Below are 24,293 nucleotides of genomic sequence, written 5' to 3'. Positions count from 1 at the left end.
CCGGTGACCGGGACACCGCCGCACGGGGCGGTCCACCCTCTCAAGGCGGCCGATCCGGCCACCGTCGGCGGGTACCGGCTGCTCGGACGGCTCGGCGCGGGCGGGATGGGCGTGGTGTATCTGGCCCGTTCCGCGGGCGGTGCGCTGGTCGCGCTGAAGGTCATCCGCGCCGAGCACGCGGCCGACCACGGCTTCCGCGTCCGCTTCCGCCGCGAGGCCGAGGCTGCGGGGCGGCTCACCGGGCGCTGGGTGGTGCCGGTCGTCGCCGCGGCGTCACGGGAACGCGAGCCGTGGCTGGCGACCGCCTACGTCCCCGGCCCCTCGCTGGCGGAGGCCGTCACGCTGCACGGTCCGCTGCCGCCGGAGGCGGTACGCGCCCTCGGTGCCCGGCTCGCCGAGGCCCTCGCCGAGGTGCACGCGGCGGGGCTGGTGCACCGGGACGTCAAGCCGGGGAACGTCCTGCTGGCCCTCGACGGCCCCCGGCTCATCGACTTCGGCATCGCGCGCTCCACCGGTGCGACCGCGCTGACCGAGAGCGATGTGGTGATCGGCTCGCCCGGCTACCTCTCGCCCGAGCAGGCGCGGGCGCGCACCGGTGAACTCGGGCCGTCCAGCGACGTGTTCTCGCTCGGGTGCGTGCTGGTGTACGCGGCGACGGGCCGGCGGCCGTTCGGTACGGGCTCGGCGGCGGCCGTCCTGTTCCGTACGGTCCACGAGCAGCCGGATCTCGACGGCGTACCGGAGGGACTGCTCGACCTCCTGAGAGCCTGCCTGGCCAAGGAGCCCGGGGACAGGCCGGGTCCGGAGGAGGTACGGGCTGCGCTGGCGGCCACCGGCGGAGCACCGGGGAGCTGGCTGCCGGGCACGCTGACGCGGCTGGTGGCGGAGCGGTCGGCGGCGGTGCTGGCACTGCCGGATCCGGAGCCCGCCCCGGTCCCCGGGGGTGCGGCCGTCTCCGGCCCGGCCGCTGGCGCCGACGCTGCCACGGTCACGGCGGCGCCTGCGGCGACGACACCCGCACCCGCCCCGGTGCCGTCACGGCGGCGGGTGCTGACGGTCGCCTCGGCGGCCGGGGTCGTCGCGGTCGGCGGGGGACTCGCGGCCTGGGCCGCCTCCCGGCCGGGAGGCGGGAAGGGGCCGGGTACGGGTGGAGGCTCCCTGCCGCGCCATGTCGTCGGCCTGCACGCCGACCTCTCCGGCCCCGGTGAAGCGGCGGGCCGCGCGCAGGAACACGGCGCGCGGCTGGCCGTCGCCGACCACAACGCCCGTGACGACCGCACCTTCGACCTGGCGCTGCGGGTGCGGGACGACGCGGGCGACGTGCGGCGCGCCGAGGGCGTGGCGGCGGCGTTCGTCGCGGACCCCGACGTGTACGCGGTGATCGGACCGACCGGGACGGCGGGGATCGAACCCGTCGCGGCCCGGCACGAGAAGGCGCTGCTGGCCCTGGTGACCGTCTCCTGCGACAGTGACGCGATCTCGACGGCCGACACCTCGTCGTTCTTCCAACTCCGCCCGGACGGCGACAGCATGAGCATCGGCTTCGCCGCCCACCTCCTGCGGGCGCCGGACAGGCGCCGGACGGTCCTCGTCGACGACCGGGCGGCCGGCCGCACGAGCGACCGGCTCGTGGTGGACCTGACGGACCAACTCCCCGACGACGAAGGCGCGACGACGACCCTCACCGTGTCGGCGGGCAGCGACGACTTCGGCCCCGTGGCCGCCGCGTCCGCCGCCGCGGACGCCGTGGTGTACTGCGGCACGTCCCCGAGCCGCGCGGCCCGCTGCGCCCGAGCGCTGACCGAGTCGGGCTTCCGCGGCACCCGTATGGCGCGCGAACCGGTGCTCCAGCCGTCGTTCCTGGTCGGGGCGGGGGAGGCGGCCGACGGCTGGGTGATCGTCACGACGTACACCGACCCGGCGGAACTGCCCGCGGCGAAGGGTTTCGTGACGTCGTACGGAAAGCGCCACGGTCCCCGCACCGGCGGGCCGTTGAGGATCGAGCCGTACGCGCTGGAGGCGTACGACGCGGTGAACTTCATCGCCCAGGGGATGCGGGAGCTGGGCGGCACAGGCGTCGAACGGGGAGCGATGGTGAGCCGGCTGCGGGCGATCACCTACCAGGGCCTCGCGAAGAGCATCGAGTTCTACGACTCGACGGGCGCCTTCGTCTTCACGAACGGCATCTTCCTGCACGAGGTGGAGAAGGGCGTGCCGCGGTTCCTGGGCCGGTACGACGACGCGACGTAGCGGGCACGGCCCCCCGGCGGGCCGGCGCAGCGAACGCCCGGCCGCATCGGTCCGCCGGGCTCCGCCCGGAAGCCCGGAGGCCCGAAAGCCCGGAGGCTGGCATTCCGGCCCTCCGGACGACAGAGGAACGCCGACTCGTGGTGGCAGAAAATCTGTCGTGGCGAAGATAGACATCCGGCCCCCCGCGGGGCTAACGTTCTTCTCGTAGCCAGGCAGTGAAGAAGGCGCGGCAGAGGCTGTACCGCCGCGCGGGCCGGGTCGAGCAGGTTGTGGAACGGCAGTGGAGCGGCGGGGCGGGACCAGTTGGCCCCGCCGGACCGGCTGCCGGACCATGCGGCCTCGGGGGCCGCGAGCGGCCTCGCGGAATCCGGCAGTACGACCCGAAGGAAGTGAGGAGTGGACACCGTCAGGATCGCCCGGGCGAGCGATACCACGCCCGGGTACCGCAGGCCCCGGAACGGAAGGTGGTCCCCGGTCACGAATACGCGATCCCCGCAGGCTCGCCCGGCCCCACGGGCGGGAAGCGGAAGACGAACGCCGGCGCGGTAGCCGGCAGATGGTGTTGAACCCCGGGGCCCGGGTGCCGTTTCGGCATCCGGGCCCCTCGATGCGTCCCTGGAACAGAGGTGCTGTGCCCCCTGAGGAAACCCGCCCCGCCGACAGGCTCGACGACGACGACTACCCCGCCTTCACCATGGGCCGCGCCGCCGAGTTGCTCGGCACCAGTCCGGCCTTTCTCCGCGCGCTCGGCGAGAACCGGCTCATCACCCCGCTGCGCTCGGCCGGCGGGCACCGCCGCTACTCCCGCCACCAGTTGCGTATCGCCGCCCGCGCCCGTCAACTCGTCGACAAGGGCACACCGATAGAGGCCGCTTGCCGCATTGTCTTCCTCGAAGACCAGCTCGAAGAGGCCCAGCGCGTCAACGAACGACTGAGCCGGCAGCACAACACCACCGGCTGAACCCTGGCGGGAGAGGCGCTCTCGGCCCGGGCGAACGCGACGGCGTGGCCCGCGGAGCCGTGGGCCGGGGCGACAGCCGCCGGGTCGGCTCCGGCCGGCGGGGGCAGGGGCCGGTGGCACCGAAAGATGGGTCTGTTCGGCCACTTCGAGCACCAGTACGCTGTCCCCCCAGTCACCGACCGTCGCGGAGGCACGGGTGGGGGAACCGACATTCGGGGTGCTGGGCCCGCTGCGGGTGCGGGTGGACGGCGCCCCGGTCCGCATCGGTGGCGCCAAACCACGAGCGATTCTCGCCACGTTGCTGTTGCAGCCGGGCGGCTTCGTCTCGCTCGACGTACTGACCGAGGTCCTGTGGCCCGGCGGCGCGCCCCGGTCCGCGGTCGCCAATGTCCGCACGTACGTACGCACCCTCCGCCGGGCGCTGTCGGAGGCGGGGGTCGACACCGACAGACTCAGCACCCGGCCGTCGGGCTACGCGTTCGACGTCGCACCCGGCGACATCGACCTGCTCCTCTTCGGACAGCGGCTGGACCGGGCGCGCGCCGAGCGGGACCGCGGCGACAACGCCGCCGCGCTGCGCGGCTACGAATCGGCACTCGTGCTCTGGCGCGGCAGCGTCCTGCAGGACGTGCCGTCGAGTGTGGTGTGGGATCAGGCGATCAGCAGGGCGGAGGAAGCACGATCGGCCGCCGTCGCCGAATGTCTCGACGTGCGGCTGCGTACGGGGGACTATCCGCCGCTGATCGCGGAGCTGCGGTCCCGGCTGACCGAGGACCCGCTGCGGGAGGACCTGTGGCAGATGCTGGTGCGCGCGCTGCACGGTTCGGGCCGCACCGGCGAGGCACGGTCCGCGTACGCCGCGGCGGAGCGGGTCCTCGCCGCCGAACTCGGCATCGAACCCGGCTCGTCGCTGCGCGACGCCGGGCAGGAGGCCAACGGGTATGCCGGCCGGCGCCGCGCGCCACTCACACCGGTGTGCCAACTTCCCATCGACGTACCGGACTTCACCGGTCGCGCCGAGGAAATCGGCACACTGGAGAAGTTGTTGTCGGCGGCCGGCCGACAGCCGGTCGCCGTGGTCCTCACCGGTCCGCCGGGCTCGGGGAAGTCCACACTGGCGGTTCATGTGGCGCACCGAGTGCGTGACGCCTTTCCGGACGGCCAGCTCTTCGTCGATCTCGGCGGGATGGGCGACCGGCCGCGCGAGCCGGCCGACGTGCTGGCCGAGATGCTGCGCGGGCTCGGTGTCATCGACAGCGCCGTTCCCGGTGAACTGAGCGAGCGGGCCGCGCTGTTCCGCTCACGCCTGGCGCAGCGGCGGTTCCTCGTCGTCCTGGACGACGCCGCCGACGGTGCGCAGGTGCGCCCCCTGCTCCCGGGCACCGGGGGATCGGCGGTGCTCGTCAGCTCGCGGCGCCGTATGCCCGGCCTCCCGGCCCATCACATCCCCGTCGGCGTGATGAGGCACGACGAGGCCCGCGCGCTGTTCGGCACGATCGTCGGACCCGACCGGCTGCGCCTGGAAGGAGCGGACACCGACCGGGTGCTCGCGGGCTGCGGCTCGCTGCCACTGGCCGTACGGATCGCCGGCTCCCGGCTGTCGAACCGGCCGGGCTGGACCGTCGGGACACTGGCCGACCTCCTGCACGACGAGCGCGGACGCCTGGACCAGCTCCGGACGGGGGAGATGGAGGTACGGGCGAGCGCGGAGCTGAGCTACCGGCATCTGCCCGAGCGGGCGGCGACGGCCTTCCGTGCCTTCGGGCAGCTGGCCGACGAGCCGGTGGCGGGCTGGCTCGTCGCGGTGGCCATGGGGCGGGCGGACGGGGCCGCGAGGGAACTGGAGACGCTGGCCGACGAGCACCTGGTCGAAGTGGTGGGCACCGACTCCCTCGGGTCGCAGCGTTACCGCATGCACAACCTGCTGCGCTGCTACGCCGAGGAACTGGCCGAATCGGACGGCGCCGACGTACGGGCGCAGCGCCGGCTGGACGTCATCGACACGCTGATCGCACTCGCCCGCTGCGCCAATTCGGCGATGCCCGCGCGGTTCCTCGGCGTACTCGGCGAGCCGGACGGGACCGCCGCCGCGACCGCCCCCGCCATCTCGCCCGCGGTGCGTGCCCGGCCCGTGCCGTGGTTCGAGACCGAACGCCGCACCCTCGTCGCCGCCGTGGAGTCCGCGTTACGGCTCGGTCATGTCTCCCGCGCCGCCGATCTCGCGATCGAGCTGGCGAGCTTCTTCGACATGCGGGGCTATTACGGCGACTGGCTGCGGACGCACCGGCTCGTACTCGACGCGACGCCGGCCCCGTCCGACGCCCAGACCGCGGCGCTGCTGCGCAACCTGGGCCAGCTCCACCTCTACGGGGACCGGTACACCGACGCGATCACGTCGTTCGAGACCTCGCGTGCGCTCTTCGCCGGTCTCGGGCACCTGTCCGGCGAGGCGATGGCCGCGCTGGGGACCGGGTCCGTGTACCGGGTCGTCAATGACCTCGACGCCGCGCTGGAGACCTTCGTCGCGGCGCTGTGCGGATTCGGCAAGGCCGGTGACCGGCACGGCGAAGCGGTCGCGTGCAACGCGATCGCCTCGGTGTGGCTGGAGGGGCGGGACCCCGAAGCCGCGGCGCCGTGGCTCGAAGGTGCCCTGGAGCTGTCCCGCGAGGTCGGCGACCGGCACCGCGAGGCACAGGTGCGCCGCCGGATCGCGGCGATGTACGAACTGCGCGGCGAACTGCGCCTGGCACAGGCGGAACTGGAGTGCGCACTCGGAATCTTCGACGACCTGGCCGACACGCACTGCGCGGCCTGCGTGCAGCAGAGCATCGGGGAGCTGTGCCTGCGACAGGGCGACGCCGGGCAGGCGTCGGCCCTGCTGGTCGACGCGCTCGCCGTGCAACAGCAGCTCGGCGACCGGCGGGCGGAGGCGCGTGTCGCCTGCCTGCTGGGCGAGTTGCACCACGCGACCGGCCGGGAGCAGACCGCGAGACGCTACTTCCACCGTTCGCTGTCCACCTGGCGCCGGCTCGACGCTCGGGAGCAGGCCGAACTCGTCGACGCCAAGCTGCGGTTGCTGAACTGACCCGCGTCGTGGGCCGCTTCCCGCGAGGCGGATCACGTTCCGGGCCCGCCCGACAGCCGGACGCGCGGCTGTCGGGCGACGAACGCGGTGCCGGCCACCGGCCGGCACCGGCCGTACCAACTCCGTCAGCCGCACCTGTTGTTGCTGGTCTGATAGCGCGTCAGGTGGTCGTTCCACTGGACGCCCTGGACGACCGCGACGACGACCGATCCGTTGTGTATCTGCTCGTAGTGCAGGTGCGGAGAGAGGTCGTAGAGCGCGGACGTGGCGCCGACTTCTCCGATCCGCTGACCGATCTTGACCGTCTGGCCCTTCTGGACGTCACGCGTCTTCAGGTGCGCGTACCGCGTCCGCCAGCCGTTTCCGTGCCCGATCACGACGGTGTTGCCGTAACCGGTGTCCGTGGCGTAGTAGGAGGAGAGGACCGTGCCGCCGGCGCTGGCGAACACCCGGCGGCCCAAGTCGTCCGGGGTGCCGCTGGAGTTGTAGTGGTTCCAGTCGATCGAGTGCGCCGGGCTGTGTCCGTTCCAGTTGCTGCCGCGCCAGCTCTGACCGCAGTCGAACGGCATCTTGAAGACGGGGCGGCTCGCGATCAGTGCTCCGGCCGGCGAGGCTTCCTGCGGGGCCGCGACGGCGGCCGACGCGGTGACAGTGAGAGTGACGGCCACGCTCACGGCCGCCAGAAGCCGCCCGATGTGTCTCTGCATGCTCATCTCCTTGAAGTCGGTGACTGCAAGATTCAAGAAGGTGGGCATACAAAGCGGATACAACCCCGTGAGCGGTGGCGGGAGGCGGCCGACGGCGCCCGCCGGGGCCGCCGGGCCGGTGGCGGGAGGGCGTCGCACGGTGCCGTCGGCGCGCTCTCAGGTGGCCTGGTCGTAGGCGGCGCGGGTGTCGGTGGAGTCGGGGTCCGGGTACGGATCGGGGCCGGCGTCGGGGCCGGGGGTGCCTTCGCCGGTGGCACGGAACGGTGTGTGCCTCTCGGCGGCGCGGCAGATGAGCCAGGCGGCGAGGGCCAGGCCGGTGAGGACCCAGGCGGTGGGCCAGAGGTACGCCCACCACGCGGGGGTGGGGGCGGCGAGGGCTTCGACGGCGGTGAGTGCCATGGCGCAGCCGTGCGTCCAGCACAGGAGCTGACCGGCACGACGGGTGGCGAAAAATGGTCGTGTGACGGTGTGGCGGGTCACGTTTCTTCCCCCTGGAGAGCGCCCAGCCGCGGCCGTTGACGGTCGTGGCGTCGGTGTGCTGGGCGGCTGTTTGTGGCGTGGGGGATAGCCGTGTCCCAGGGCTGGAGCCCGGGGATGGTCCGCTGTCGGGTTGGGTGGTTCCTGCATCGACCTTGACCGCTCGGCGTTCATAAGGCGAGCGAGCTGACGGGTTCGGCGTTGCTTTTCGGCCATATTGATGACCGCGCACTCGCGGTTGTTCGACGGGAAAAACTTGCCTGACGGCAACTGTTGTCGGGATGAATGCGGACGAAAGATCGGCTTGATTCTGCTGGTCTCCGCGCACTCGGTAGCGAACCCAGGCCGAGCCGCGGCTCACCGGTCCACGCTGCCCGACCGCGTTCCGGTGAGCACCCGACAGAGGCGGTGCGGGGAATGTCGGGTGATCGGGGCCGGGCCCCCGCACGATGGGGCCATGGACGACGCGACCTTGATCTCCCGCTTCCTCGACGACGGCTTCGTGAAGCTGGAGGGCGCCGTCGCGCCGCGCGTGGCCGCGGACTGCGCGCGGCTGCTGTGGCGGGAGACGGGCTGCGACCCCGACGACCCGACGACGTGGACGCGGCCCGTGCGGTGGGTGGGCGGCATGGCCCGGGGGCCGTTCGCCGCCGCGCCCAACTCCCCGTCCCTGCATCACGCGTACGACCTGCTCGTCGGCGCGGGACGCTGGGAGCCGCGCTACTCACTGGGCACGTTCCCGCTGCGTTTCCCGCACGAGGAGGAGCCGGACGATGCCGGCTGGCACATCGAGGGGAGCTATCTGCCGGAGGGCGAGAGCCGGTACTTCACCAATCTGCGCTCCCGGGGCCGGGCGCTGCTGATGCTCTTCCTGTTCAGCGAGGTCGGTGAGGGGGACGCGCCGACCCGGATCCGGGTCGGCTCACACCTCGACGTACCGGAAGTGCTGGCCGGGCACGGCGAGGACGGGGCGAGCGGACACGCCCTCGCCCCCGAACTGGCGGGAGCGTCCGGCCACCGGCCGCTCGCCCTCGCCACCGGGTCTCCGGGCGACGTGTTCCTGTGTCATCCGTTCCTGGTGCACGCGGCTCAGCCGCACCACGGGGTGCGACCGCGCTTCATGGCCCAGCCGCCGCTGATGCCCGCCGCGCCGTACGAGCTGGAACGGGCCGACGGCGCGTACTCACCCGTGGAGATCGCGATCCGACGGGGCCTGGGGCTCGGCGCCCCCGGTCCGGACGGGGGCGGCAGCGGCCGCCGCGCCGGGTAGACGTGCCCCACGACCACGGTAGACGGTGATCGCGCAAAGGCGCAGAGAGAGGAGTTCCGGCGTGCTGGAGCGGCTGAACCAGGCCATGGAGCACATCGAGGATCATCTCGACCGGGACCTCGACGTGGCGGAACTGGCCCGCGTCGCGGCGACTTCGGAGCACCACCTGCGCCGGATGTTCTCCGCGCTCGCGGGAATGCCGCTGTCGGAGTACGTCCGCCGCCGCCGGCTCACCCTCGCGGGCGCCGAAGTGCTCGCGGGACGCGAGACGTTGCTGGAGATCGCGGTGCGCCGAGGCTACGGGTCCGGCGAGGCGTTCGCGCGGGCGTTCCGTGCCATGCACGGCGTCGGTCCGGGCGAGGCCCGCCGTACCGGCGCCGCGCTCACCTCCCAGTCCCGGATGGCCTTCCGTCTCACCGTCGAGGGCAGCAGCCGTATGCGCTACCGCGTCGTCGACAAGCCGGACTTCACCGTCGTCGGGCTCAGGGCCCGGGTACCGCTGGTGCATACGGGACCGAACGAGGCGATCATGGGCTTTCTCCGTGGGATCGACCCGCGGACCCTGGAGCGCCTGGAGAAGCTGTCGGACCAGGAGCCGTACGGCGTCGTCGCGGTCTGCGACGGCATGGACCCCGGCCGCGCCGAGGGCACTGAACTCGACTACCACCACGGTGTGCTCACCTCCGCGGCCGCTCCGGAAGGCACGACGACGCTAGCCGTCCCGGCCGGCACCTGGGCGGTCTTCACCACCTCCGGACCGGCACCACAGGCGATCCAGGAGCTGTGGCGTGACGTGTTCACCGAGTGGTTCCCGTCGAACCCGTACCGCACCCGCGCCGGCCCCGAGATCCTCCGCACCCGCCCGTCACCGGAGGGGGCCGGGGCCGCCGCCGAACTGTGGCTCCCGGTGGAGCCCGAACACGGCTGACCCCGCCGACGGCCCCCTCGTCGACCGGTGAGGGGGCACGGTGTCGCCCACCGGCGGGCGCTCTCCCCGGCGGAGGCCGACACCCCCGGGATACCCGGCGGAATCAGGCTCGTCCGTGCCGGCCGAGGAACCCGCATCTTCCGAGGTCCGACAGGAAATCCCGGACCGCGCTCCGGGCCAGCTCCGGTGTCACCCCGTACCGGAGGGCCACGGCGCTCCCGATGTCGTCCACCGGGGTCTCCCCGTCACACAGGGACCAGATGTAGCCGCCGACCTCGTTGGTCCGGTAACGGTCGATGCGCTGCACCAGGAAGGTGTCGCCGCCACCGCGGTAGGTGCGTACGTCGATCTCGCGCCGCGGGCACGGCGGGGCGGCCCCGCCGGGAGCCACCGCGCGGCTCGCCCCGGCGCTCATCGTCGCTCCGTGAGGGCACGTTCGACGGCCAGGAACAGCCGGTGGCACACACGCGCGGTCTCGGACGCCCACTCGCCCGGGGAGTCCACGCAGCCGGCCATGGAGAGCACGCGCCATGCCTCGTCGGAGGAGATCTCCGGTGGGCGGTGACGTTCCAGGCGCTGCGGAAGCCATTTCCGGCCGGGGCAGATGTCCCCGTGGGCGGCGAGGACCGCGGTCAGCGCGATGATGAAGGCTTCACGGGCGGCCAGGGCCGCCGACCTGTTGTCCCCGTTCGAGAGCATCCCGAGCACGTCCTCAAGGCGGTTCTCCCCGTCCACCTTGTGGTCCTCGGCGAGCCACAGGGCGTAGTCGGAGTCGGTGATCGCCCGGCGTTGCCGCTCCCACCAGTCCGAACCGCTGAGCGGCCTGCCCACGCACAGGCGGTAGAAAAGGTCCCGCTCGTGCAGCGACATGCTTCCGGTGTAGCCCTGATAGTGGTTCCGGCCGTCCTCGGCGGGCCTGACGAAACGGCCGACCAGCTCATCGATCTGCGCGACATGCCACACTTCGATGTCGACCCGGAACGGACCGAGCTGCCCCAGCGCTATCCACACCGTCGGATCCTGGGTGGACACCGACTCCTCCATGAGCACGAGCGACGGTGACCGCGGGGGTTCGGCCTCCTCGGTGACGACGAAGGCGTCGATGTCGCTCTTCACATTTCCCCAGCCCTCCACGAGGGATCCACTGAGAAACGTGCACGCCGCCGTGGCGAACTGGGGGTAGGCGTCGAGGAATTCCTCATGGGTGGGGAGCGTCCCGCTGCGTACGGCCTCACGGAGAGCCGCACTCTGTTCCGCACTCGCCTCCTCTCCGCTGCCTTTCCGCAGTTCCAGTACCGGGCTTTCAAACGCCATCGATCTCTCCGTTCCTTCGGCCGTTCCGGAATTTCTGGCCGTCCTGCCTGTGGTGTGGCTCGTCATACGGTGTCGAGGGTCCCGCCGCGGACGCTGGAGCGTTCGAAGAAGCGGAGCAGCAGCGCCGCGAGCAACGCGTAGACCAGGCAGAGCGCCAGCTCCGTCAGCACCGGGCCCCGTACGACGGAGAAGGCCGACGAGCCGCTCGCACAGGCACGCGCGGCCTCGATCGCATGGGTGAGTGGCAGTACTTCGCCGAGCCTGTCCAGCCACGTCGGAAGGTGTTCCCTGGGCACCACGCCACCGGTCAGCAGGATCAGCAGCGTGTTGGTCACGTTCGCCGTGATCAGCGTGTTGCGCACCCGCAGCCCGATCGCGCCGATGACCATGCCGAACGCGGTGCCGGACAGCGCGGCCGACAGCAGCGCGACGGACAGCGGGCCGAGGGCACTCGCGGGTACGGCCGCGCCCAGCAGGAGCGTCGCGCAGGCAAGGGTGAAGGCCATCACCAGCAGCGCGTTTCCGATGTACGGAAAGGCCCTGCCACCCCAGAGTGCCAGCCTGCTGCGTGGACTGAGCAGCACCGGTCCGAGGGTGCCGAACCGTCGCTCGTTGGCGATGGCCATGGTGCCGCCGGTCACGCACGGGCCGGTCGCCGAGAGGACGACGTTGCCGAGGATGTAGAAGTCGTCGTCCGCCGTCCCCGTGTGCCGTCCCAGCAGCACGAAGAAGAGCAGCTGGAACACCGGGGCGGCCAGGAGCGAGCCGATGAAGAGCGAGGGAGTGGTCCAGTTGAAGAGAGCACGGTAGGAGATCAGGCCCCCCGTCCCGATCAGCCGCAGGGTACGCATCAGGAGCGTCCTTTCACGCCAGCGCCAGTGAGGCGGTCACTCGTGCCCGGTGCTCGACATGTCTGAGCGCCAGCAGGGACAGGCCCAGGTAGACGAGGCCGGTCAGTACCGCGAGGACGGCCGGGCGGACCACGGATTCGGCGGCGAGCGCGCGGTGCACGGCCTCCGCTCCCCACGTGCTGGGCAGGATCCAGGAGAGCGGGTGCAGCCAACCGGGGAGCAGCGCCAGCGGCATGATGGTCCCGGAGAGCATCCACACCGGGTGGTCGAGGGTGTTGACGACCGCGTTGGCGTTGCGCATCAGCACGAAGGTGGTGGCGAGCAGCATGCCCATCATCCCGGTCGCGAACAGGCAGACCACCACGGCGAACAGCAGTGCGGCGGGCGCCGGATAGTCCAGTGGCGCGCCGAAGAAGGCGGCGCCGCAGAGGACCGTGGCGACCATGGAGTAGAGGCCGATGACCGACGAGGACACCGTCACGGGAATGAGCGCGAGGCTGAAGGGGGTGGGCGCCACCATGACCGGTTCGAGCGTTCCCCGGAACCGCATGTCCTGGATGGCCGTACCCGAACCGAAGAGGACCGATGACCACACGCCCATCAGCCCGGCGCTGACGGCGGCCTCCGGGAGTGTGTCAGGACGGCGGGCCGCGTCGAGCAGATAGAGGGCCACCAGCGCGTAGACCACCGGAGTGATCATGGTGAACAGCAGCCAGATCCGGGAGCGGGAGGCGCCGATGAAGTGCAGCCGGATACCGGCCGCCACCACACGGCAGATGCGGCCGGCGGTCATACCGCCGCCCCCGGCGACGTCTCCCGGCCCCTGGCACCGGCGTCGGCACCCGAACCGACGATGGCCACGTAGGCGTCCTCAAGGGTGGGTTCTCTGCTGGTCAGCCTGGTGATACGCAGCCCTCGCAGGGCGCTCACGACATGGGTGTGGATGTCCGTGCCGTCCTCCGCCCGGACGGTGAGCACCGTCTCCGGACCGCCGGTCCGCGTCGCCACGACCCCCTGTACGGAGGGCAGTTCGCGCAGCCTCGACAGATGTGCCTCGTCGGCTCCGCGCACCGTCGCCTCCACCACGGTTCCCCGTGCGACTGCCCCCTTGAGTTCGTCCGGCGTGCCCAGCGCCCGGATCGCACCGGAGTCCACGATGGCTATGCGGTCGCACAGTTCGTCCGCCTCGGCCATGTAGTGGGTGGTGAGCACCGTGGTGACACCCTCACCGGACAGTTCGGCCACGGTGCGGCGCAGTTCGCGTGCGGCCACCGGGTCGAGGCCGAGCGAGGGTTCGTCCAGGAAGAGGACCTGGGGACGGTGCAGAAGACCCCGCGCGATGTGGAGTCGCTGGCGCATGCCGCGGGAGTAGCCCTCCACCCGCTCGTGCGCCCGCCCCGACAGCCCGACCTTGTCCAGGAGTTCCCGGACACGACCGCGCTGCTCCCTCGGAGCGACGCCGTACAGCTCCGCGAAGTACCGCAGGTTGTCGACGGCGGACAGCCGGTCGTACAGGCCCTTGTCGCCGCCGAAGACGTAACCGATACGGCGGCGGACCTCCACCGGGTCCTTGGCCACGTCGAATCCCAGTACCCGTGCCGTGCCACCGGTCGGCAGCAGCAGGGTGTTCAGCATCTTTATCGTCGTTGTCTTGCCGGCGCCGTTGGGCCCCAGCAGCCCGAACGTCTCACCCGCGTACACCGAGAAGTTCACCGCTCGCACGGCTTCCACGGTCTCGAACGTGGGCCTGAGCCATCCCTTGCGCAGGTTGTACGTACGTGTCAGGTCGACGGCCTGGATGGCCGGTTGGTCATGGAACTGATCAGTCACGGGGTTCCTCTTCCGCCCCCTGGTGCCACCGGAAGCACCTGGTCCTCGGTGAATGTCCGGATCCCCGCCACTCCGTGGGCGCGTCCGGTTCCGGAGTGCTTGAACCCGCCGAACGGCGCGCGGCCGTCGAAGGGGGAGTCGTTGATCCCGACCTGGCCGGCACGGATTCCGGTGGCGACGGCCAGCGCCCTGTCCCGGTCGGCGCTCCACACCCTGGCACTCAGGCCGTAGTGGCCGGCGTTGGCGAAGGTGACGGCCTGTTCGTCGGTCTCGTAGGGCACGACGGACAGGACCGGGCCGAAGATCTCCTCCGTGGCGAGCCGGGACCAGGGGTCGGTGCCCAGACAGACCGTCGGCCGGACGTAGTAGCCGCCCGCGGCGGCGGGGGGCGGCGCGTCGAGCGTCCGGATGCCGGCCGCGCGTGCCAGGCCGAGATACTCCTGTACGCGGTCCAGTTGGCCGGCTGAGACCAGGGGCCCGCGCACGGTTCCCGGGTCAAGGGGGTCGCCGGTCCGCTCGCCCCGGAGCACCTCCCCGGCGATGTCGGCGACGTCGTCCATGAGACGGCGCGGCACCAGGAGTCTGGTGAGCGCGGAGCACATCTGGCCGGAGTTGAAGAAGCAGCTCGCCAGTGTCGCCCTGACCGCCTGCTCCAGACGGGTCCCGTCGAGGACCACCGAGGGGGATTTGCCGCCGAGTTCGAGGAGGACGCGTTTCAGCGAACCGCCCGCCTCACGCGCAACCGTCCGGCCGCGTCGTGTGGAGCCCGTGAAGGCGATCAGGTCCACCGCCGGGTGGGCCACCAGAGCGGCGCCCGTCTCCGGCCCGCCGCTGACCAAGTTGAAGGCCCCGGGCGGCCAGCCGGCTTCGGCCACGAGGCCGGCGAGGGCCAGCGGGGAGAAGGGCGCGAGTTCGCTGGCCTTCACCACACTGGGGCAACCGGCCACGAAGGCTTCGGCCACCCGGCCGAGGATCTGGTGCAGGGGGAAGTTCCAGGGGGTGATGCACGCGACCACCCCGACCGGTGGGTGGCGGACCACCGAATCCCGGGTGCTGTCGTCCGCGAGAGCGTCCGGGGCCATGGCCACGGCGTCCTCGATCACCTCGGCACACCAGCCGACCTGCGCTTCGACGGACTGTCGCAGCGGCATCCCCATCTCGGCGGTGATCAGCCGCGCGAGCTGTTGGGTGTCCCTGGCCAGCAGGTCACGCAGCCTGAGCAGCAGCCTCCGGCGCTCGGCGAGCGGGAGGTCGGCACACAACGGGGCGGCCGCCCCGGCCTGCTGGACCGCCAGATCGACGTCCTGGACGGTGGCGGCCACCACCCGGCCCAGCGGCCGGCCCGTCGCCGGGTTCATGACGTCCAGCGCCTCGCCGCTCGCCGGCACCCACCGGCCACCCGCGTGGAACAGCGTGCCCCGCGTCCCGTCCGCCGGCTCGGCCGGCGCCGTCATCCCGCCACCTCGGCCCTGTCCGCCGGCGGACGGGTGGCCGCTTCGGCGTCGCCGCCGTACAGGCTCATGAACATGCCCTCACGCTCGGCCGGGCCGAAGACCCTGCGGGTCCGTCCACCGTCGAAGACGGCCACGTCCGGCAGGTCGCAGCCCCACAGCTCGCTGTAGACCGTGGTGTAGGCCCCGCAATCGAGCACGGCGAGACCGGACCGGCCGGCCGACTCGGGGAGCGGGGCGTCGGCGCAGATCAGATTGGGCGCGGCGATGGCGTCGGAGAGGTGGTACGTCTCCCAGGTGTCCCCGGCGTGCCACGCCAGGGGAACGGGGCGGTAGGCGCGATCCGGGAACGGCACCAGGACGTTCGTCCCGATCTCTGTGACCGCCCAGTGCGTGTCCGCCGTCCGCTTGGTTCCGAGGAGCCGGGTGAAGGCGACAGCCGCGTCGGACACCAGATGCCGGCCGGGTTCCAGTATCAGGCGGAAACCTGGCCGCATCCCGGAGAGCGCGTCCCTGGCGACGTCGGCGAAGTCGCCACAGCCGACTCCCTGCTGCTCCATCACATGACGTGACTCCAGCCCGCCGCCGAGGTTGACGATGGCGACACGGTGCCGGTCGGTGGAGGCGTCGGCGGCGAGATCGCCCAGCGCGCGGACCAGCGTGCCGAACCGCTGCGGGTCCACGCATTTTCGCAGCTGGTGGCTGTGCACCCCGACGGTGCCGAGGTCCGGGGACCTCAGGGCCGCTTCGAGGAGCGCGCCTGCCTCCTTGGCCGGCGTGCCCAGTTTGGAACTGCCGCCGAAGAACGTGTCCGCCTCGAACGGGTTCACCCGCACGGTGATGTCCGGCCGTACGCCGAGCCGCCGGGCCGTGGCGCACACCGCATCCAGTTCCTCCGGGCCGTCGACGCCGATCACCCGGGCTCCGGCACCGAGGAGCGTCTCGCGGAACTCCTCGTTCCGGCGAATGGCGTTGGCCACCACGGTGTCCGGGGCGAAGCCGTACCGACGGGCGAGCCGCCACTCGAAGGCGCTCATGATCTCGGCCCCGGCACCGGCGGCGTGCAGCGCCTGCGCGATCGCCGGTACGTAACAGCTTTTCAGAGCGAAATGGATCGCGGTGTCCGGACCGAAATGCCGTGAGAACGCGCTGTGCAGATTGCGGTAGTTGCCGACCGCACGCTCCGGAAAGAAGACGATCCGAGGGTGATCTCCCGGCCACAGTTCCGTTACCGGCGCTCCGAATGCGTGCAGCAGTCCGTCGGCGTAGCCGAGATAAGGGACGACCTCGTCGATGCGCCTCAGTTGTTCGCGGGACAATCCGCGCAGCGGTGTGTCCGCGTCATCAGGCATCCGTGTTCCTCTCTGGGCCCTCTCTCTGCGCCACAGAATTGTCGGCGCCCGGCCCGTAAGTCAATGCCGTTCAAAGGGACTTCGGCAGCTGAAATCCTGAACGCCCCGACATTCGTGAGGAGTGGAGGACGGCGCCGATTTTCGGCACCATGTCGGCCGAGCGGTGACTCTTACCGGAGCATGCCGAGCCCTCACCCCTGGAGTAGCCTTGTCGAGCTCTCTCCTTGCCCGGCCGGAGGCAGTGCGCGTCCGGCGCACACGGGACCGGTTCGCCGTCCTCGTGGGCCGGGCAGTGTCCGGCTACCACCTCCGCACCGGCCGCCCCGGCGGGTCCTTCGCCGGGGGACGCGCCGCGCTGCGCGTCTCACCCCGCGTACTGAGCTCCCTGGCCGGACGGTTCACCGTCACGCTGGTCAGCGGCACCAACGGCAAGACGACCACCACCCGTCTCGCTGCGGAGGCGCTGGCCACTTCCGCCGGCGTCGTCAGCAACAGCCTCGGAGCCAATCTGCCCGACGGCATCACGACCGCGCTCCTGTCCGCGGGCGGCGGGGTCGAGCACGCCGTCCTGGAGGTCGACGAACGCCATCTGCCACGAGCCGTCCTGGAGACGGACCCCAGCCTGGTCCTCCTGCTCAATCTGAGCAGGGATCAGCTGGACCGCAATCCCGAGTGCCGGATGACGGCCGAGTCGTGGACCGCCGCGCTCGCCGGTACCCGGGCGACCGTCGTGGCCAACGCCGACGACCCGTGGATCGTCTGGGCGTGCCGAGACGCCCACAGGGTCGTCTGGGTCTCCGTGCGCCAGCGCTGGACCGAGGACTCATCGGTCTGTCCCGGCTGTGGCAACCGACTGGCCAGGGAGGGAAGGAGCTCGTGGAGCTGCACGCACTGCGCCCTCTCCCGCCCCTCTCCGCGATGGACCCTCGACGGAGGCCGCGCGGTCGACTCGCGGAGCGGGACGGCACACCCGCTGAACCTGCGGCTGCCCGGCAGGATCAACGAGGCGAACGCGACCATGGCGCTGGCCGCCGCACGGGTCCACGGTGTGTCCGCGGGCCCGGCACTGGGTGCGATGGCCGGCGTCGGCAGTGTGTCGGGGCGGTACGAGGACTTCCAGTACCAGGGGCGACGAGTCCGTCTCCTGCTGGCCAAGAATCCCGCCAGCTGGCTGGAGACCATGGAGGTACTCACCGACAGCCCGCGCGTGCTGTTCTCCCTCAACGCCCGGGAGCTCGACGGACTCGACACCTCGTGGCTGTGGGACGTCGACTTCTCGGGACTGCGGAACCGGTCGGTCTTCGTCACGGGAGAACGCCGTTACGACATCGCCACCCGGCTGTACTACGAGCAGGTCCCGTTCCGGATGGTCGACACCCTCGCCGCGGCCTGCGTCCGCGACGACGCCGCGGACGCCGGTGACCGGCTCGATGTGGTCGCCAACTACACCGCCTTCCTGTCCGCCATCCGCACCGTCCGGAGCACCGGACCGCGGACCGCCGAAGCGGGGCGACCATGACCCGGGAACATCTCACCATCGCCTGGATCTGCCCCGAACTCCTGGGCACCTACGGAGACCGGGGCAATGTCATCGCCCTGGTCTCCCGCGCGCGGGCACGGGCCATCCCGGTCCGCGTCCTCCGGGTCGACGTGGGACAGCCCGTGCCCGAGTCCGCCGACATCCATCTCATCGGAGGCGGTGAGGACCTGGCCCAGGAGGAAGCCGCGCGGCGACTCGGCAACGACCGGGGACTGCGCCGCGCGGCCGGGGCCGGCCGTGTCGTCTTCGGCGTCTGCGCGGGCTACCAGCTCCTCGGCACGAGCTTCGTGACCCACGACGGCAGGACGGCCGACGGGCTGGGGCTGCTCGACATCCGCAGCGAGCGCGCTGCCCGGCGCGCCGTGGGCGAACTGCTGGGCACGGTGCCCGCGCCGCTCTCACTGCCCCCCGTCACCGGGTTCGAGAACCACCGCGGAATCACCGTACTGAGCGGGGACACCCGCCCCCTGGCCCGGACGACCGTCGGGGTGGGCAACGGCGACGGGACCGAGGGCGGTTTCCACCGTCACATCATGGGGACCTATCTGCACGGACCCGCCCTGGTCCGCAACCCCGCGCTCGCCGATCTCCTGCTCTCCTGGGCCACCGGTGGCAGTCTGCCGGTGATGAACGATCCCTGGACCGAGGGCCTCCGCAGCGAACGGCTGACAGCCCTGGGCCACCATCCCGTGACACGTGCCGAGACCGAGGGAGCTGCGCAATGATTCTCCGGCTGCGGGACCACTTCGGCTGGCCCCCCACCGAAGCGGATCCCGCCGAACCCACGGAAGGGCTCGTGCTGCATTACAACGGCAGCGCCACCGGACTGCGCGGGCACGCGGACTGCGTCGCCTACTGGCAGCGTGTCCGCGCGTTCCACATCGACGGCAACGGATGGGTGGACATCGGTTACAGCTTCGGCGTGTGCCCGCACGGCGAAGTCTTCACCGGGCGCGGATTCGGCAGATACCAGGCCGCCCAGGGCACCGCTGCCGGAAACTCCGACTACTACAGCGTCTCTCTTATGATCGGCGGCGCCGAAATCCCCACGGAAGCCCAACTCGGCGGGCTGGCCGAGTTCCGTGGACTCCTGCTGGACCTCGGGGTCACGCCCTGTGTGCGGGGGCACAGGGAATTCTTCGCCACGGAATGTCCGGGACGGGTCGTCGGGGAACTCCTGGACCGGGGTTTCTTCTCCTGACACCCCCGCTCGCGGGGGTGTCAGGACCGCGGCAGGCGCCTACCCGCCGTCCGGGCTCCGGCCGGCCCTGGCCGCCGCCGGGGGATAGACGTCGTCGAACATCCCCGTGCCGAGTCCTTCGAGATGGCCGAGGACCTCGTCGAGCCCGGTGACGTCGGCGTACTTCATATGGATGTCCATCAGGCTCACCTTGTGGGAGAGCACCGCCCTGTCGAAGACCGCCTCATGAGGGATGGTGACCCGAAGATCGTAGGAGACGGCGTCCACGGCCGTGGCCCGCACGCAGCCGCTCGTGGTGGTGCCCGTGACGATCAGCGAGTCGGCGCCGAGCATCGTCAGATGACTCATCAGTGGTGTGCCGAAGAAGGCAGAGGGTTTCCGCTTCTCGATGAGGATGTCATCGGTTTCCGGTGCGACCTCTGCGACGATCCGGTTGCCCAGGTGCCCGTTCACGTCCACCGCGTCACCGCTGCGGGTGCTCTTCGACGTCCAGACACCGAGGTCGAAACCGTCCGGCCGCCGGGGGTTGGTCGTGTAGATCACCGGGAGCCGCTTGCGCCGGGCGACCTCCAGCAGCCGCCGGATCGCCGGTATCGCCGTGGTCCACGCGACCTCGCCGCACGAGTACCGCCAGCGTTCGATCGACTTGAGGACCGGTTCGGGCCGGTCTCCGCAGAAGTTGTAGTTCACGTCGACCACCACCAGGGCGGGCCGCCGGCCGAAGCCTGCCCGGCGTCCCCAGCCGGCGGCCTCGAAGACCGTCCGGTCGGTCTCGCCGAGGACGTCCGCCCACACCTCATGGTTGACGGTGGCGTCCCCGTTGATGTCACTGCCCCGGGTGCTGTCGCTCATCGTCCGGCCTCCCCGAGCCCGTTCGCGCGCACGGAGGTGTACAGCTGGGTCTCCGGGCTGAAGCCGGGCCGGCTGAAGTCCGAACCGTTCCACCGGGGGTGCGACAGGTCGACGGCGGTCGGCTCCGCGACCGGGTAGTCGTGCGCGGCGCCCTGCGGGTGCCGCGCCAGGTACTCGCCCCGGGCCTCGCCCACCGGACGCATCCCCGGAGAGTCGTCGGCCCATTCGGCGGTGACCTTGCCACGCATGATCGTCATGACCGGCCAGCCGTGGAAGGTGTGGCCCTCCATGATCGACCATCCGGCCCGGGTGTTGATGTGTTCCTTGCCGACGGTGACCTCGCGCCCGGCGTCGACGATGACCATGTCCGCGTCGAAGCCGGGCAGGAGCGAGCCCTTGCGGCCCCAGAGGCCGCTGGTCTTGGCCGGGTTCTCGCAACTCACCTGCACCAGGCGGTCCATGCTGATCCGGCCCTTGTGCACGCCCTCGGACAGCAGGACGGGCAGGAAGAGTTCGACCCGGCTGAAGCCGGTACGGCAGTCCCAGATGTTCGGGTTGTACATCTCCTCGAAACTCGCCGGCTCCCAGCCGACGACATGATCGGACCCGACGACGTCAACGGTGCCGTCGGCCAGCGCCTGCCACAGGGCGTCGATGTTCTCCCGGCGCCGCAGCGGTACGTTGATCCGCCAGCCGTCCTCCGGCTGCGCCCACAGCCACGCCGGGCCGGTCTGCGCGAACACCCGCCCGCCCTCCGCGCGTGCCTTCGCGACCTCCTCGAAGCTGAGGCCCGTGGTGCAGTGCTGAAGGTACAGCGGAGGATTTCCGGGCGTCTGCCGCGCCAGATACGAGTAGGCGCGGATGTGCTGTGCCTCCAGGAAGTCGGGGGAACGGTCCGTCCAGGCACCGAAGTCGGTGCGGCCGGCCGCGCGCAGACGCTCCTCGAAGACCCGGCCGATCTCCCAGTTCTCCGGGTGGATGTGCACCATCCCCGGGTAGCCGAGGTGGGCCACCTGCTCCATCACCAGGTAGACGGTTCCGTCGTCGATGCCGGTGCCGAGGCCCGCGCGCCGGGACGGCCAGTTGCTGTCGTCACCGTCGCTCATGGCCTTGAGGCCGCGCGTCTGAAGGTAGAGCTTGAACGAGGTGACGCCATGCGCCTCGGCGTACTCCTGGATCTCGTGGGCCTGCTCATCGGTTTCGAGCATGTAGGTGAGGTAGGCGTCGACGTGCGAAACGGTATCGATCACCTTCCGGGCCGAGGGGAACGCCTGATGGAACGAGACCACGTCGGACCTGTTGACGACCTCCTGGAACGGTTCGGTGCCCATGCGCGTCACCGGCGCCTGGATGCCCCAGGTCGTCACCCCGGCGCACGCCGCGGTCCGTGACTCCGTGCGCATGTCGTACTCGAAGGGCACGTAACAGCCGGGGTGGGCCTCCGAGTCGACGATGCCCGGGAGGATGTAGTTCCCGCGCGCGTCGATGCGTTCCTTCGCGGGTGGCAGCAGCTCCTCGGGCGCGAGGGCGACCACCTTCCCGTCCTTGACGCCTACCGCCACGTTGCGGCGTCCGTCGCCGAGCACGACGGTCCCGTTCGCCACGACGAGATCAAGGATTTCACCAGCCACGATATGTCCTTCGGTGAGTGCGCGATAAACGGTGGGCGCGGGGAATACGACGGAACCCGCGCATGGAAGGGGCGACACGTCGTGGGACGACGTGATTTCGGGCAGGCGTATCGCCCTCTGCGATGAAGGGGCGCAGCCCGGCTGTGGCCCGTACGGCGAGTCATTCCCGCACGGTGGCCCGACGCGATCTCCCCGCGACAATACGGCGACTACTCGTCGCGCGCACGTGTGCGAAGCGCGGACCGAATCCGATTCCCCGGAGACGTCCGTTCGACTGAGGATTATCGGCAGTTGAACAGCGAGTCGGACGGGCCAAGACCTCGGGAGCGCCCACCCCGGTCGTCCATGAAGTGTTGACACTCGGTGTGGTCGTCGCAATGAATTGTCGCTCAAGCTCGACTGGTTGACCGTGCGATCAAACCCGCCTGGACCGCACGAGGCCCGGTGCGAAATGGAGGAGAGCTTGATGGCTGGAAGAACCGATGAAATCGCACACGGCGCGACATGGGGCGAGGACGGGCAAGAGACCGGCCACAGTGAATTCCCACCGGCCGCGGCGACTACCGCGGTCACCGTGAGGCACAACTTCGAAACCGCGCATCGGCTGCCGCGACTGGGCGGAAAATGCCGGAATCTCCATGGTCACTCCTGGTGGGTGGAGGCAACCGTCGCCGGCGACGCCGGACCCGACGGCATCGTCGTGGATTTCCACGACCTGAAGCGCTGTCTGCGGGAGTGGATCGACGGCAATCTCGATCACGGGACCATGCTGGGCCGCGAGGACGAACTGGTGCCGGCGTTGAAGGCGGCGGACTCCAAGGTGTTCGTCTTCGGCGACTCGTACCCCTCGATCGGCCTCGACTGGCCGACGGTTGAGAACGTCGCCGAGCTTCTCACCCGGGTCACGGCCGGATGCATCCGGTCGCGGGAGTGGCCGGGTGTGCGCGTGTCCCGGGTCGTGGTGCGTGAGACCCATGTCAACGCCGCAGAGGTCTCACGGTGAGGACGGACGAGGCCGAACAGGATCCGCCCGCGCTCGGTGACGGCGGTATGCCGGCACTGCCGGTCTCCGAGGTGTTCGGACCGACCATCCAGGGCGAAGGCCCGTACGCCGGCCGCAACGCGTGGTTCGTCCGGCTCGGCGGCTGCAATCTCTCGTGTTCCTGGTGCGACTCGGCGTACACCTGGGACGCGCAGCGCTACGACCTGCGGCGCGAGATCCCGATGACACCGGTGGAGGAGGTTGTCGACCGGATTCCGTCGTCGTCGCTGGTCGTCATCACCGGTGGAGAGCCGCTGCTGCACCAGAACCGGCCCGCCTGGCGCGCACTGTGCACCGGGCTGCGAGAGCGCGGCTGCACGCTGCACGTCGAGACCAACGGAACGATCGCACCGAACGTCACCACTCGAAGCTCCGTCCAGGCATTCGTGGTGTCACCGAAGCTCGCGAACGCGGGTGTTCATCGCGGCAACATCGATCCGGCACTGCGTACGGCGTGGGTCGAGGTCGCGGAATCCGGCAACGCGCACCTGAAGGTGGTGTGCGCTTCGGTCGACGACGTCTCGGGCGCCGTCGGAATCGCTCGTACGACCGGCTGGCCCCTCGGCCAAGTCTGGGTCATGCCGGAGGGGACGAGCGCGCAAGAGCTGAACGGCCGCTGGCACGCGATCGCGGAGGCGGCCGCCCACGCCGGCATCAACGCCACCCACCGGCTGCATGTTCTCGCCTGGCAGGATTGTAGAGGTCACTGAATGATTGACATTGACAAGGTCGCGTCGAGTGTTTCCGACCTCCTGCTCGCGCTCGGTGCGGAGCGCGATTCGCATACGGACGACACGCCCCGGCGCGTCGCCGAGGCATGGGCCGAGTGCCTCGCCGGATACGACGTCGATCCGGTCACGCACCTCGACGTGACGTTCACCGGGCCGTCGGAGCCCGGCCTCGTCGTGCTCAGCGGGATCCGCCTGACCTCCACATGCGCGCACCATCTGCTGCCGATCACCGGCACCGCGACGGTCGCCTACCGCCCGCGACCGGGATCACCCATCGTCGGCCTGTCCAAGCTCGCCCGCGTACTCCACGGGTACGCGCGGCGACTCCAGGTGCAGGAGCGCATCGGCTACCAGGTGGTGGAGGCGATATGCCAGAAGCTCGACCCGGTCGGCGCCGCGTGCGTCATCACGGCGGGGCACGGCTGCATCAGCACCCGGGGGGTCCTGGAACACGGAGTGCTGACCACGACGCAGGCGGCGGGCGGCGAGTGGCAGCCGGGGCACGCCGATCTTCAGGCGATTCTCGCGGAGCACACGGCCCGGAGTGTCTGAGCACTCAAGGGCATTCGGGAATCCCCCAATCCCCCGTTCCCGGCCGGTCCGTTCGGCCGAGTTGTGCAACTGAGGAGAATCCCCAGTTGCACGGACGAGATCCGGAGCCGGACGTCCGTCATCGTCGACCGCCCTGTACCCGCGGGTGTCGAGAGCCAACACCTCTGCCGAGCGGCCGTCAGAAGCTGCTGCGATCGGCGTAAGTCATCTGCGAATGGAGAACATTGATGACCACTGTCACCAACGTGCCCGCGCTCTGGTGGGCGCC

General features: G+C 70.9%; 22 protein-coding genes. 11 read left to right on the top strand and 11 right to left on the bottom strand.

Going from position 1 to position 24,293, the window contains the following annotated elements:
- Positions 1 to 3 precede the first annotated feature (3 nt).
- The 3 genes from ACZ61E_RS01400 to ACZ61E_RS01390 all read left to right on the top strand — a co-directional run bounded on the left by ACZ61E_RS01400 (position 4) and on the right by ACZ61E_RS01390 (position 6,296).
- Positions 4 to 2,250, top strand: a complete 2,247-nt coding sequence (locus ACZ61E_RS01400; RefSeq protein ID WP_469696569.1) for a bifunctional serine/threonine-protein kinase/ABC transporter substrate-binding protein — start codon at positions 4 to 6, stop codon at positions 2,248 to 2,250.
- A 631-nt stretch (positions 2,251 to 2,881) separates the two neighbouring features.
- Positions 2,882 to 3,211, top strand: a complete 330-nt coding sequence (locus ACZ61E_RS01395; protein ID WP_469696567.1) for a MerR family transcriptional regulator — start codon at positions 2,882 to 2,884, stop codon at positions 3,209 to 3,211.
- 196 nt (positions 3,212 to 3,407) lie between these two features.
- Positions 3,408 to 6,296 carry an AfsR/SARP family transcriptional regulator gene (locus tag ACZ61E_RS01390; RefSeq protein WP_469696565.1) on the top strand — a complete coding sequence of 963 codons (2,889 nt, stop codon included), beginning with the start codon at positions 3,408 to 3,410 and terminating at the stop codon, positions 6,294 to 6,296.
- A 125-nt stretch (positions 6,297 to 6,421) separates the two neighbouring features.
- Here ACZ61E_RS01390 and ACZ61E_RS01385 read toward each other — a convergent pair whose 3' ends face one another.
- Both ACZ61E_RS01385 and ACZ61E_RS01380 read right to left on the bottom strand, forming a co-directional pair.
- Positions 6,422 to 7,003 (bottom strand): M23 family metallopeptidase, encoded by a 582-nt coding sequence (locus ACZ61E_RS01385; RefSeq protein WP_469696563.1) that lies wholly within the window; start codon positions 7,001 to 7,003, stop codon positions 6,422 to 6,424.
- Between the two features lie 156 nt (positions 7,004 to 7,159).
- Positions 7,160 to 7,402: a phage holin family protein gene (locus ACZ61E_RS01380; protein ID WP_469696562.1), complete on the bottom strand. Its 243-nt coding sequence runs from the start codon at positions 7,400 to 7,402 to the stop codon at positions 7,160 to 7,162.
- Between the two features lie 535 nt (positions 7,403 to 7,937).
- Here ACZ61E_RS01380 and ACZ61E_RS01375 point away from each other — a divergent pair.
- Together ACZ61E_RS01375 and ACZ61E_RS01370 are read left to right on the top strand one after the other, a co-directional pair.
- Positions 7,938 to 8,750, top strand: a complete 813-nt coding sequence (locus tag ACZ61E_RS01375) for a phytanoyl-CoA dioxygenase family protein (RefSeq protein ID WP_469696561.1) — start codon at positions 7,938 to 7,940, stop codon at positions 8,748 to 8,750.
- A gap of 61 nt (positions 8,751 to 8,811) precedes the next feature.
- On the top strand, positions 8,812 to 9,678 hold the full coding sequence (locus ACZ61E_RS01370; protein WP_469696560.1) for a GyrI-like domain-containing protein: 867 nt from the start codon (positions 8,812 to 8,814) through the stop codon (positions 9,676 to 9,678).
- Between the two features lie 103 nt (positions 9,679 to 9,781).
- Here the strand turns inward: ACZ61E_RS01370 and ACZ61E_RS01365 are convergent, their stop codons facing one another.
- From ACZ61E_RS01365 to ACZ61E_RS01335, 7 genes are all read right to left on the bottom strand, one after another.
- Positions 9,782 to 10,093 (bottom strand): PqqD family protein, encoded by a 312-nt coding sequence (locus tag ACZ61E_RS01365; RefSeq protein WP_469696559.1) that lies wholly within the window; start codon positions 10,091 to 10,093, stop codon positions 9,782 to 9,784.
- Positions 10,090 to 10,992, bottom strand: a complete 903-nt coding sequence (locus ACZ61E_RS01360; RefSeq protein WP_469696558.1) for a hypothetical protein — start codon at positions 10,990 to 10,992, stop codon at positions 10,090 to 10,092. The genes ACZ61E_RS01365 and ACZ61E_RS01360 overlap by 4 nt, the downstream gene beginning before the upstream one ends.
- Before the next feature lie 62 nt (positions 10,993 to 11,054).
- Entirely contained in the window at positions 11,055 to 11,843 is a 789-nt protein-coding gene (locus ACZ61E_RS01355; RefSeq protein ID WP_469696557.1) for an ABC transporter permease, read from the bottom strand.
- 13 nt (positions 11,844 to 11,856) lie between these two features.
- Complete coding sequence (locus ACZ61E_RS01350; RefSeq protein ID WP_469696555.1) at positions 11,857 to 12,636, bottom strand: ABC transporter permease; 780 nt, start codon at positions 12,634 to 12,636, stop codon at positions 11,857 to 11,859.
- A complete protein-coding gene (locus ACZ61E_RS01345) occupies positions 12,633 to 13,673 on the bottom strand; it encodes an ABC transporter ATP-binding protein (protein ID WP_469696553.1) in 1,041 nt (346 codons plus the stop codon). The genes ACZ61E_RS01350 and ACZ61E_RS01345 overlap by 4 nt, the downstream gene beginning before the upstream one ends.
- Positions 13,670 to 15,127, bottom strand: a complete 1,458-nt coding sequence (locus ACZ61E_RS01340; protein WP_469696551.1) for an aldehyde dehydrogenase family protein — start codon at positions 15,125 to 15,127, stop codon at positions 13,670 to 13,672. The genes ACZ61E_RS01345 and ACZ61E_RS01340 overlap by 4 nt, the downstream gene beginning before the upstream one ends.
- Positions 15,124 to 16,476 (bottom strand): diaminopimelate decarboxylase family protein, encoded by a 1,353-nt coding sequence (locus ACZ61E_RS01335; protein ID WP_469696549.1) that lies wholly within the window; start codon positions 16,474 to 16,476, stop codon positions 15,124 to 15,126. The genes ACZ61E_RS01340 and ACZ61E_RS01335 overlap by 4 nt, the downstream gene beginning before the upstream one ends.
- A gap of 208 nt (positions 16,477 to 16,684) precedes the next feature.
- Here ACZ61E_RS01335 and ACZ61E_RS01330 point away from each other — a divergent pair, with 208 nt between their 5' ends.
- Genes ACZ61E_RS01330 through ACZ61E_RS01320 form a run of 3 tightly spaced genes read left to right on the top strand, consistent with a single transcriptional unit; the run spans position 16,685 to position 19,217 of the window.
- Positions 16,685 to 17,995: a MurT ligase domain-containing protein gene (locus ACZ61E_RS01330; protein WP_469696547.1), complete on the top strand. Its 1,311-nt coding sequence runs from the start codon at positions 16,685 to 16,687 to the stop codon at positions 17,993 to 17,995.
- Positions 17,992 to 18,741: a type 1 glutamine amidotransferase gene (locus ACZ61E_RS01325; RefSeq protein WP_469696546.1), complete on the top strand. Its 750-nt coding sequence runs from the start codon at positions 17,992 to 17,994 to the stop codon at positions 18,739 to 18,741. The genes ACZ61E_RS01330 and ACZ61E_RS01325 overlap by 4 nt, the downstream gene beginning before the upstream one ends.
- Entirely contained in the window at positions 18,738 to 19,217 is a 480-nt protein-coding gene (locus ACZ61E_RS01320) for a peptidoglycan recognition protein family protein (protein WP_469696545.1), read from the top strand. Before ACZ61E_RS01325 ends, ACZ61E_RS01320 begins: the two co-directional genes overlap by 4 nt.
- Before the next feature lie 39 nt (positions 19,218 to 19,256).
- Here the strand turns inward: ACZ61E_RS01320 and ACZ61E_RS01315 are convergent, their stop codons facing one another.
- Positions 19,257 to 20,069: an isochorismatase family protein gene (locus ACZ61E_RS01315; RefSeq protein ID WP_469696543.1), complete on the bottom strand. Its 813-nt coding sequence runs from the start codon at positions 20,067 to 20,069 to the stop codon at positions 19,257 to 19,259.
- Positions 20,066 to 21,700 carry a dihydroorotase gene (locus tag ACZ61E_RS01310; protein WP_469696542.1) on the bottom strand — a complete coding sequence of 545 codons (1,635 nt, stop codon included), beginning with the start codon at positions 21,698 to 21,700 and terminating at the stop codon, positions 20,066 to 20,068. Before ACZ61E_RS01310 ends, ACZ61E_RS01315 begins: the two co-directional genes overlap by 4 nt.
- 451 nt (positions 21,701 to 22,151) lie before the next feature.
- On the opposite strand from ACZ61E_RS01310, the gene ACZ61E_RS01305 reads away from it, so the two are divergent.
- The 3 genes from ACZ61E_RS01305 to folE are packed head-to-tail and all read left to right on the top strand — an operon-like array spanning position 22,152 to position 24,025.
- Entirely contained in the window at positions 22,152 to 22,703 is a 552-nt protein-coding gene (locus ACZ61E_RS01305) for a 6-pyruvoyl trahydropterin synthase family protein (protein WP_469696540.1), read from the top strand.
- Positions 22,700 to 23,452 (top strand): 7-carboxy-7-deazaguanine synthase QueE, encoded by a 753-nt coding sequence (locus ACZ61E_RS01300; protein ID WP_469696538.1) that lies wholly within the window; start codon positions 22,700 to 22,702, stop codon positions 23,450 to 23,452. Before ACZ61E_RS01305 ends, ACZ61E_RS01300 begins: the two co-directional genes overlap by 4 nt.
- Complete coding sequence (gene folE, locus ACZ61E_RS01295) at positions 23,453 to 24,025, top strand: GTP cyclohydrolase I (RefSeq protein WP_469696537.1); 573 nt, start codon at positions 23,453 to 23,455, stop codon at positions 24,023 to 24,025.
- Positions 24,026 to 24,293 lie beyond the last annotated feature (268 nt).

Source organism: Streptomyces sp. NPDC104581, from assembly GCF_055583685.1.
The sequence above is the reverse complement of the archived record's forward strand: the minus strand, read 5'-3'. Positions and strand labels throughout refer to the sequence as shown.

Bases quoted from the DNA above. Each gene is read 5' to 3' on its own strand.
- ACZ61E_RS01365 (WP_469696559.1), bottom strand. From the start codon at position 10,093: ATGAGCGCCGGGGCGAGCCGCGCGGTGGCTCCCGGCGGGGCCGCCCCG.
- ACZ61E_RS01320 (WP_469696545.1), top strand. From the start codon at position 18,738: ATGATTCTCCGGCTGCGGGACCACTTCGGCTGGCCCCCCACCGAAGCG.
- ACZ61E_RS01335 (WP_469696549.1), bottom strand. From the start codon at position 16,476: ATGCCTGATGACGCGGACACACCGCTGCGCGGATTGTCCCGCGAACAA.
- ACZ61E_RS01360 (WP_469696558.1), bottom strand. From the start codon at position 10,992: ATGGCGTTTGAAAGCCCGGTACTGGAACTGCGGAAAGGCAGCGGAGAG.
- ACZ61E_RS01325 (WP_469696546.1), top strand. From the start codon at position 17,992: ATGACCCGGGAACATCTCACCATCGCCTGGATCTGCCCCGAACTCCTG.
- ACZ61E_RS01305 (WP_469696540.1), top strand. From the start codon at position 22,152: ATGGAGGAGAGCTTGATGGCTGGAAGAACCGATGAAATCGCACACGGC.
- ACZ61E_RS01355 (WP_469696557.1), bottom strand. From the start codon at position 11,843: ATGCGTACCCTGCGGCTGATCGGGACGGGGGGCCTGATCTCCTACCGT.
- ACZ61E_RS01385 (WP_469696563.1), bottom strand. From the start codon at position 7,003: ATGCAGAGACACATCGGGCGGCTTCTGGCGGCCGTGAGCGTGGCCGTC.
- ACZ61E_RS01340 (WP_469696551.1), bottom strand. From the start codon at position 15,127: ATGACGGCGCCGGCCGAGCCGGCGGACGGGACGCGGGGCACGCTGTTC.
- ACZ61E_RS01350 (WP_469696555.1), bottom strand. From the start codon at position 12,636: ATGACCGCCGGCCGCATCTGCCGTGTGGTGGCGGCCGGTATCCGGCTG.
- ACZ61E_RS01380 (WP_469696562.1), bottom strand. From the start codon at position 7,402: ATGGCACTCACCGCCGTCGAAGCCCTCGCCGCCCCCACCCCCGCGTGG.
- ACZ61E_RS01315 (WP_469696543.1), bottom strand. From the start codon at position 20,069: ATGAGCGACAGCACCCGGGGCAGTGACATCAACGGGGACGCCACCGTC.
- ACZ61E_RS01375 (WP_469696561.1), top strand. From the start codon at position 7,938: ATGGACGACGCGACCTTGATCTCCCGCTTCCTCGACGACGGCTTCGTG.
- folE (WP_469696537.1), top strand. From the start codon at position 23,453: ATGATTGACATTGACAAGGTCGCGTCGAGTGTTTCCGACCTCCTGCTC.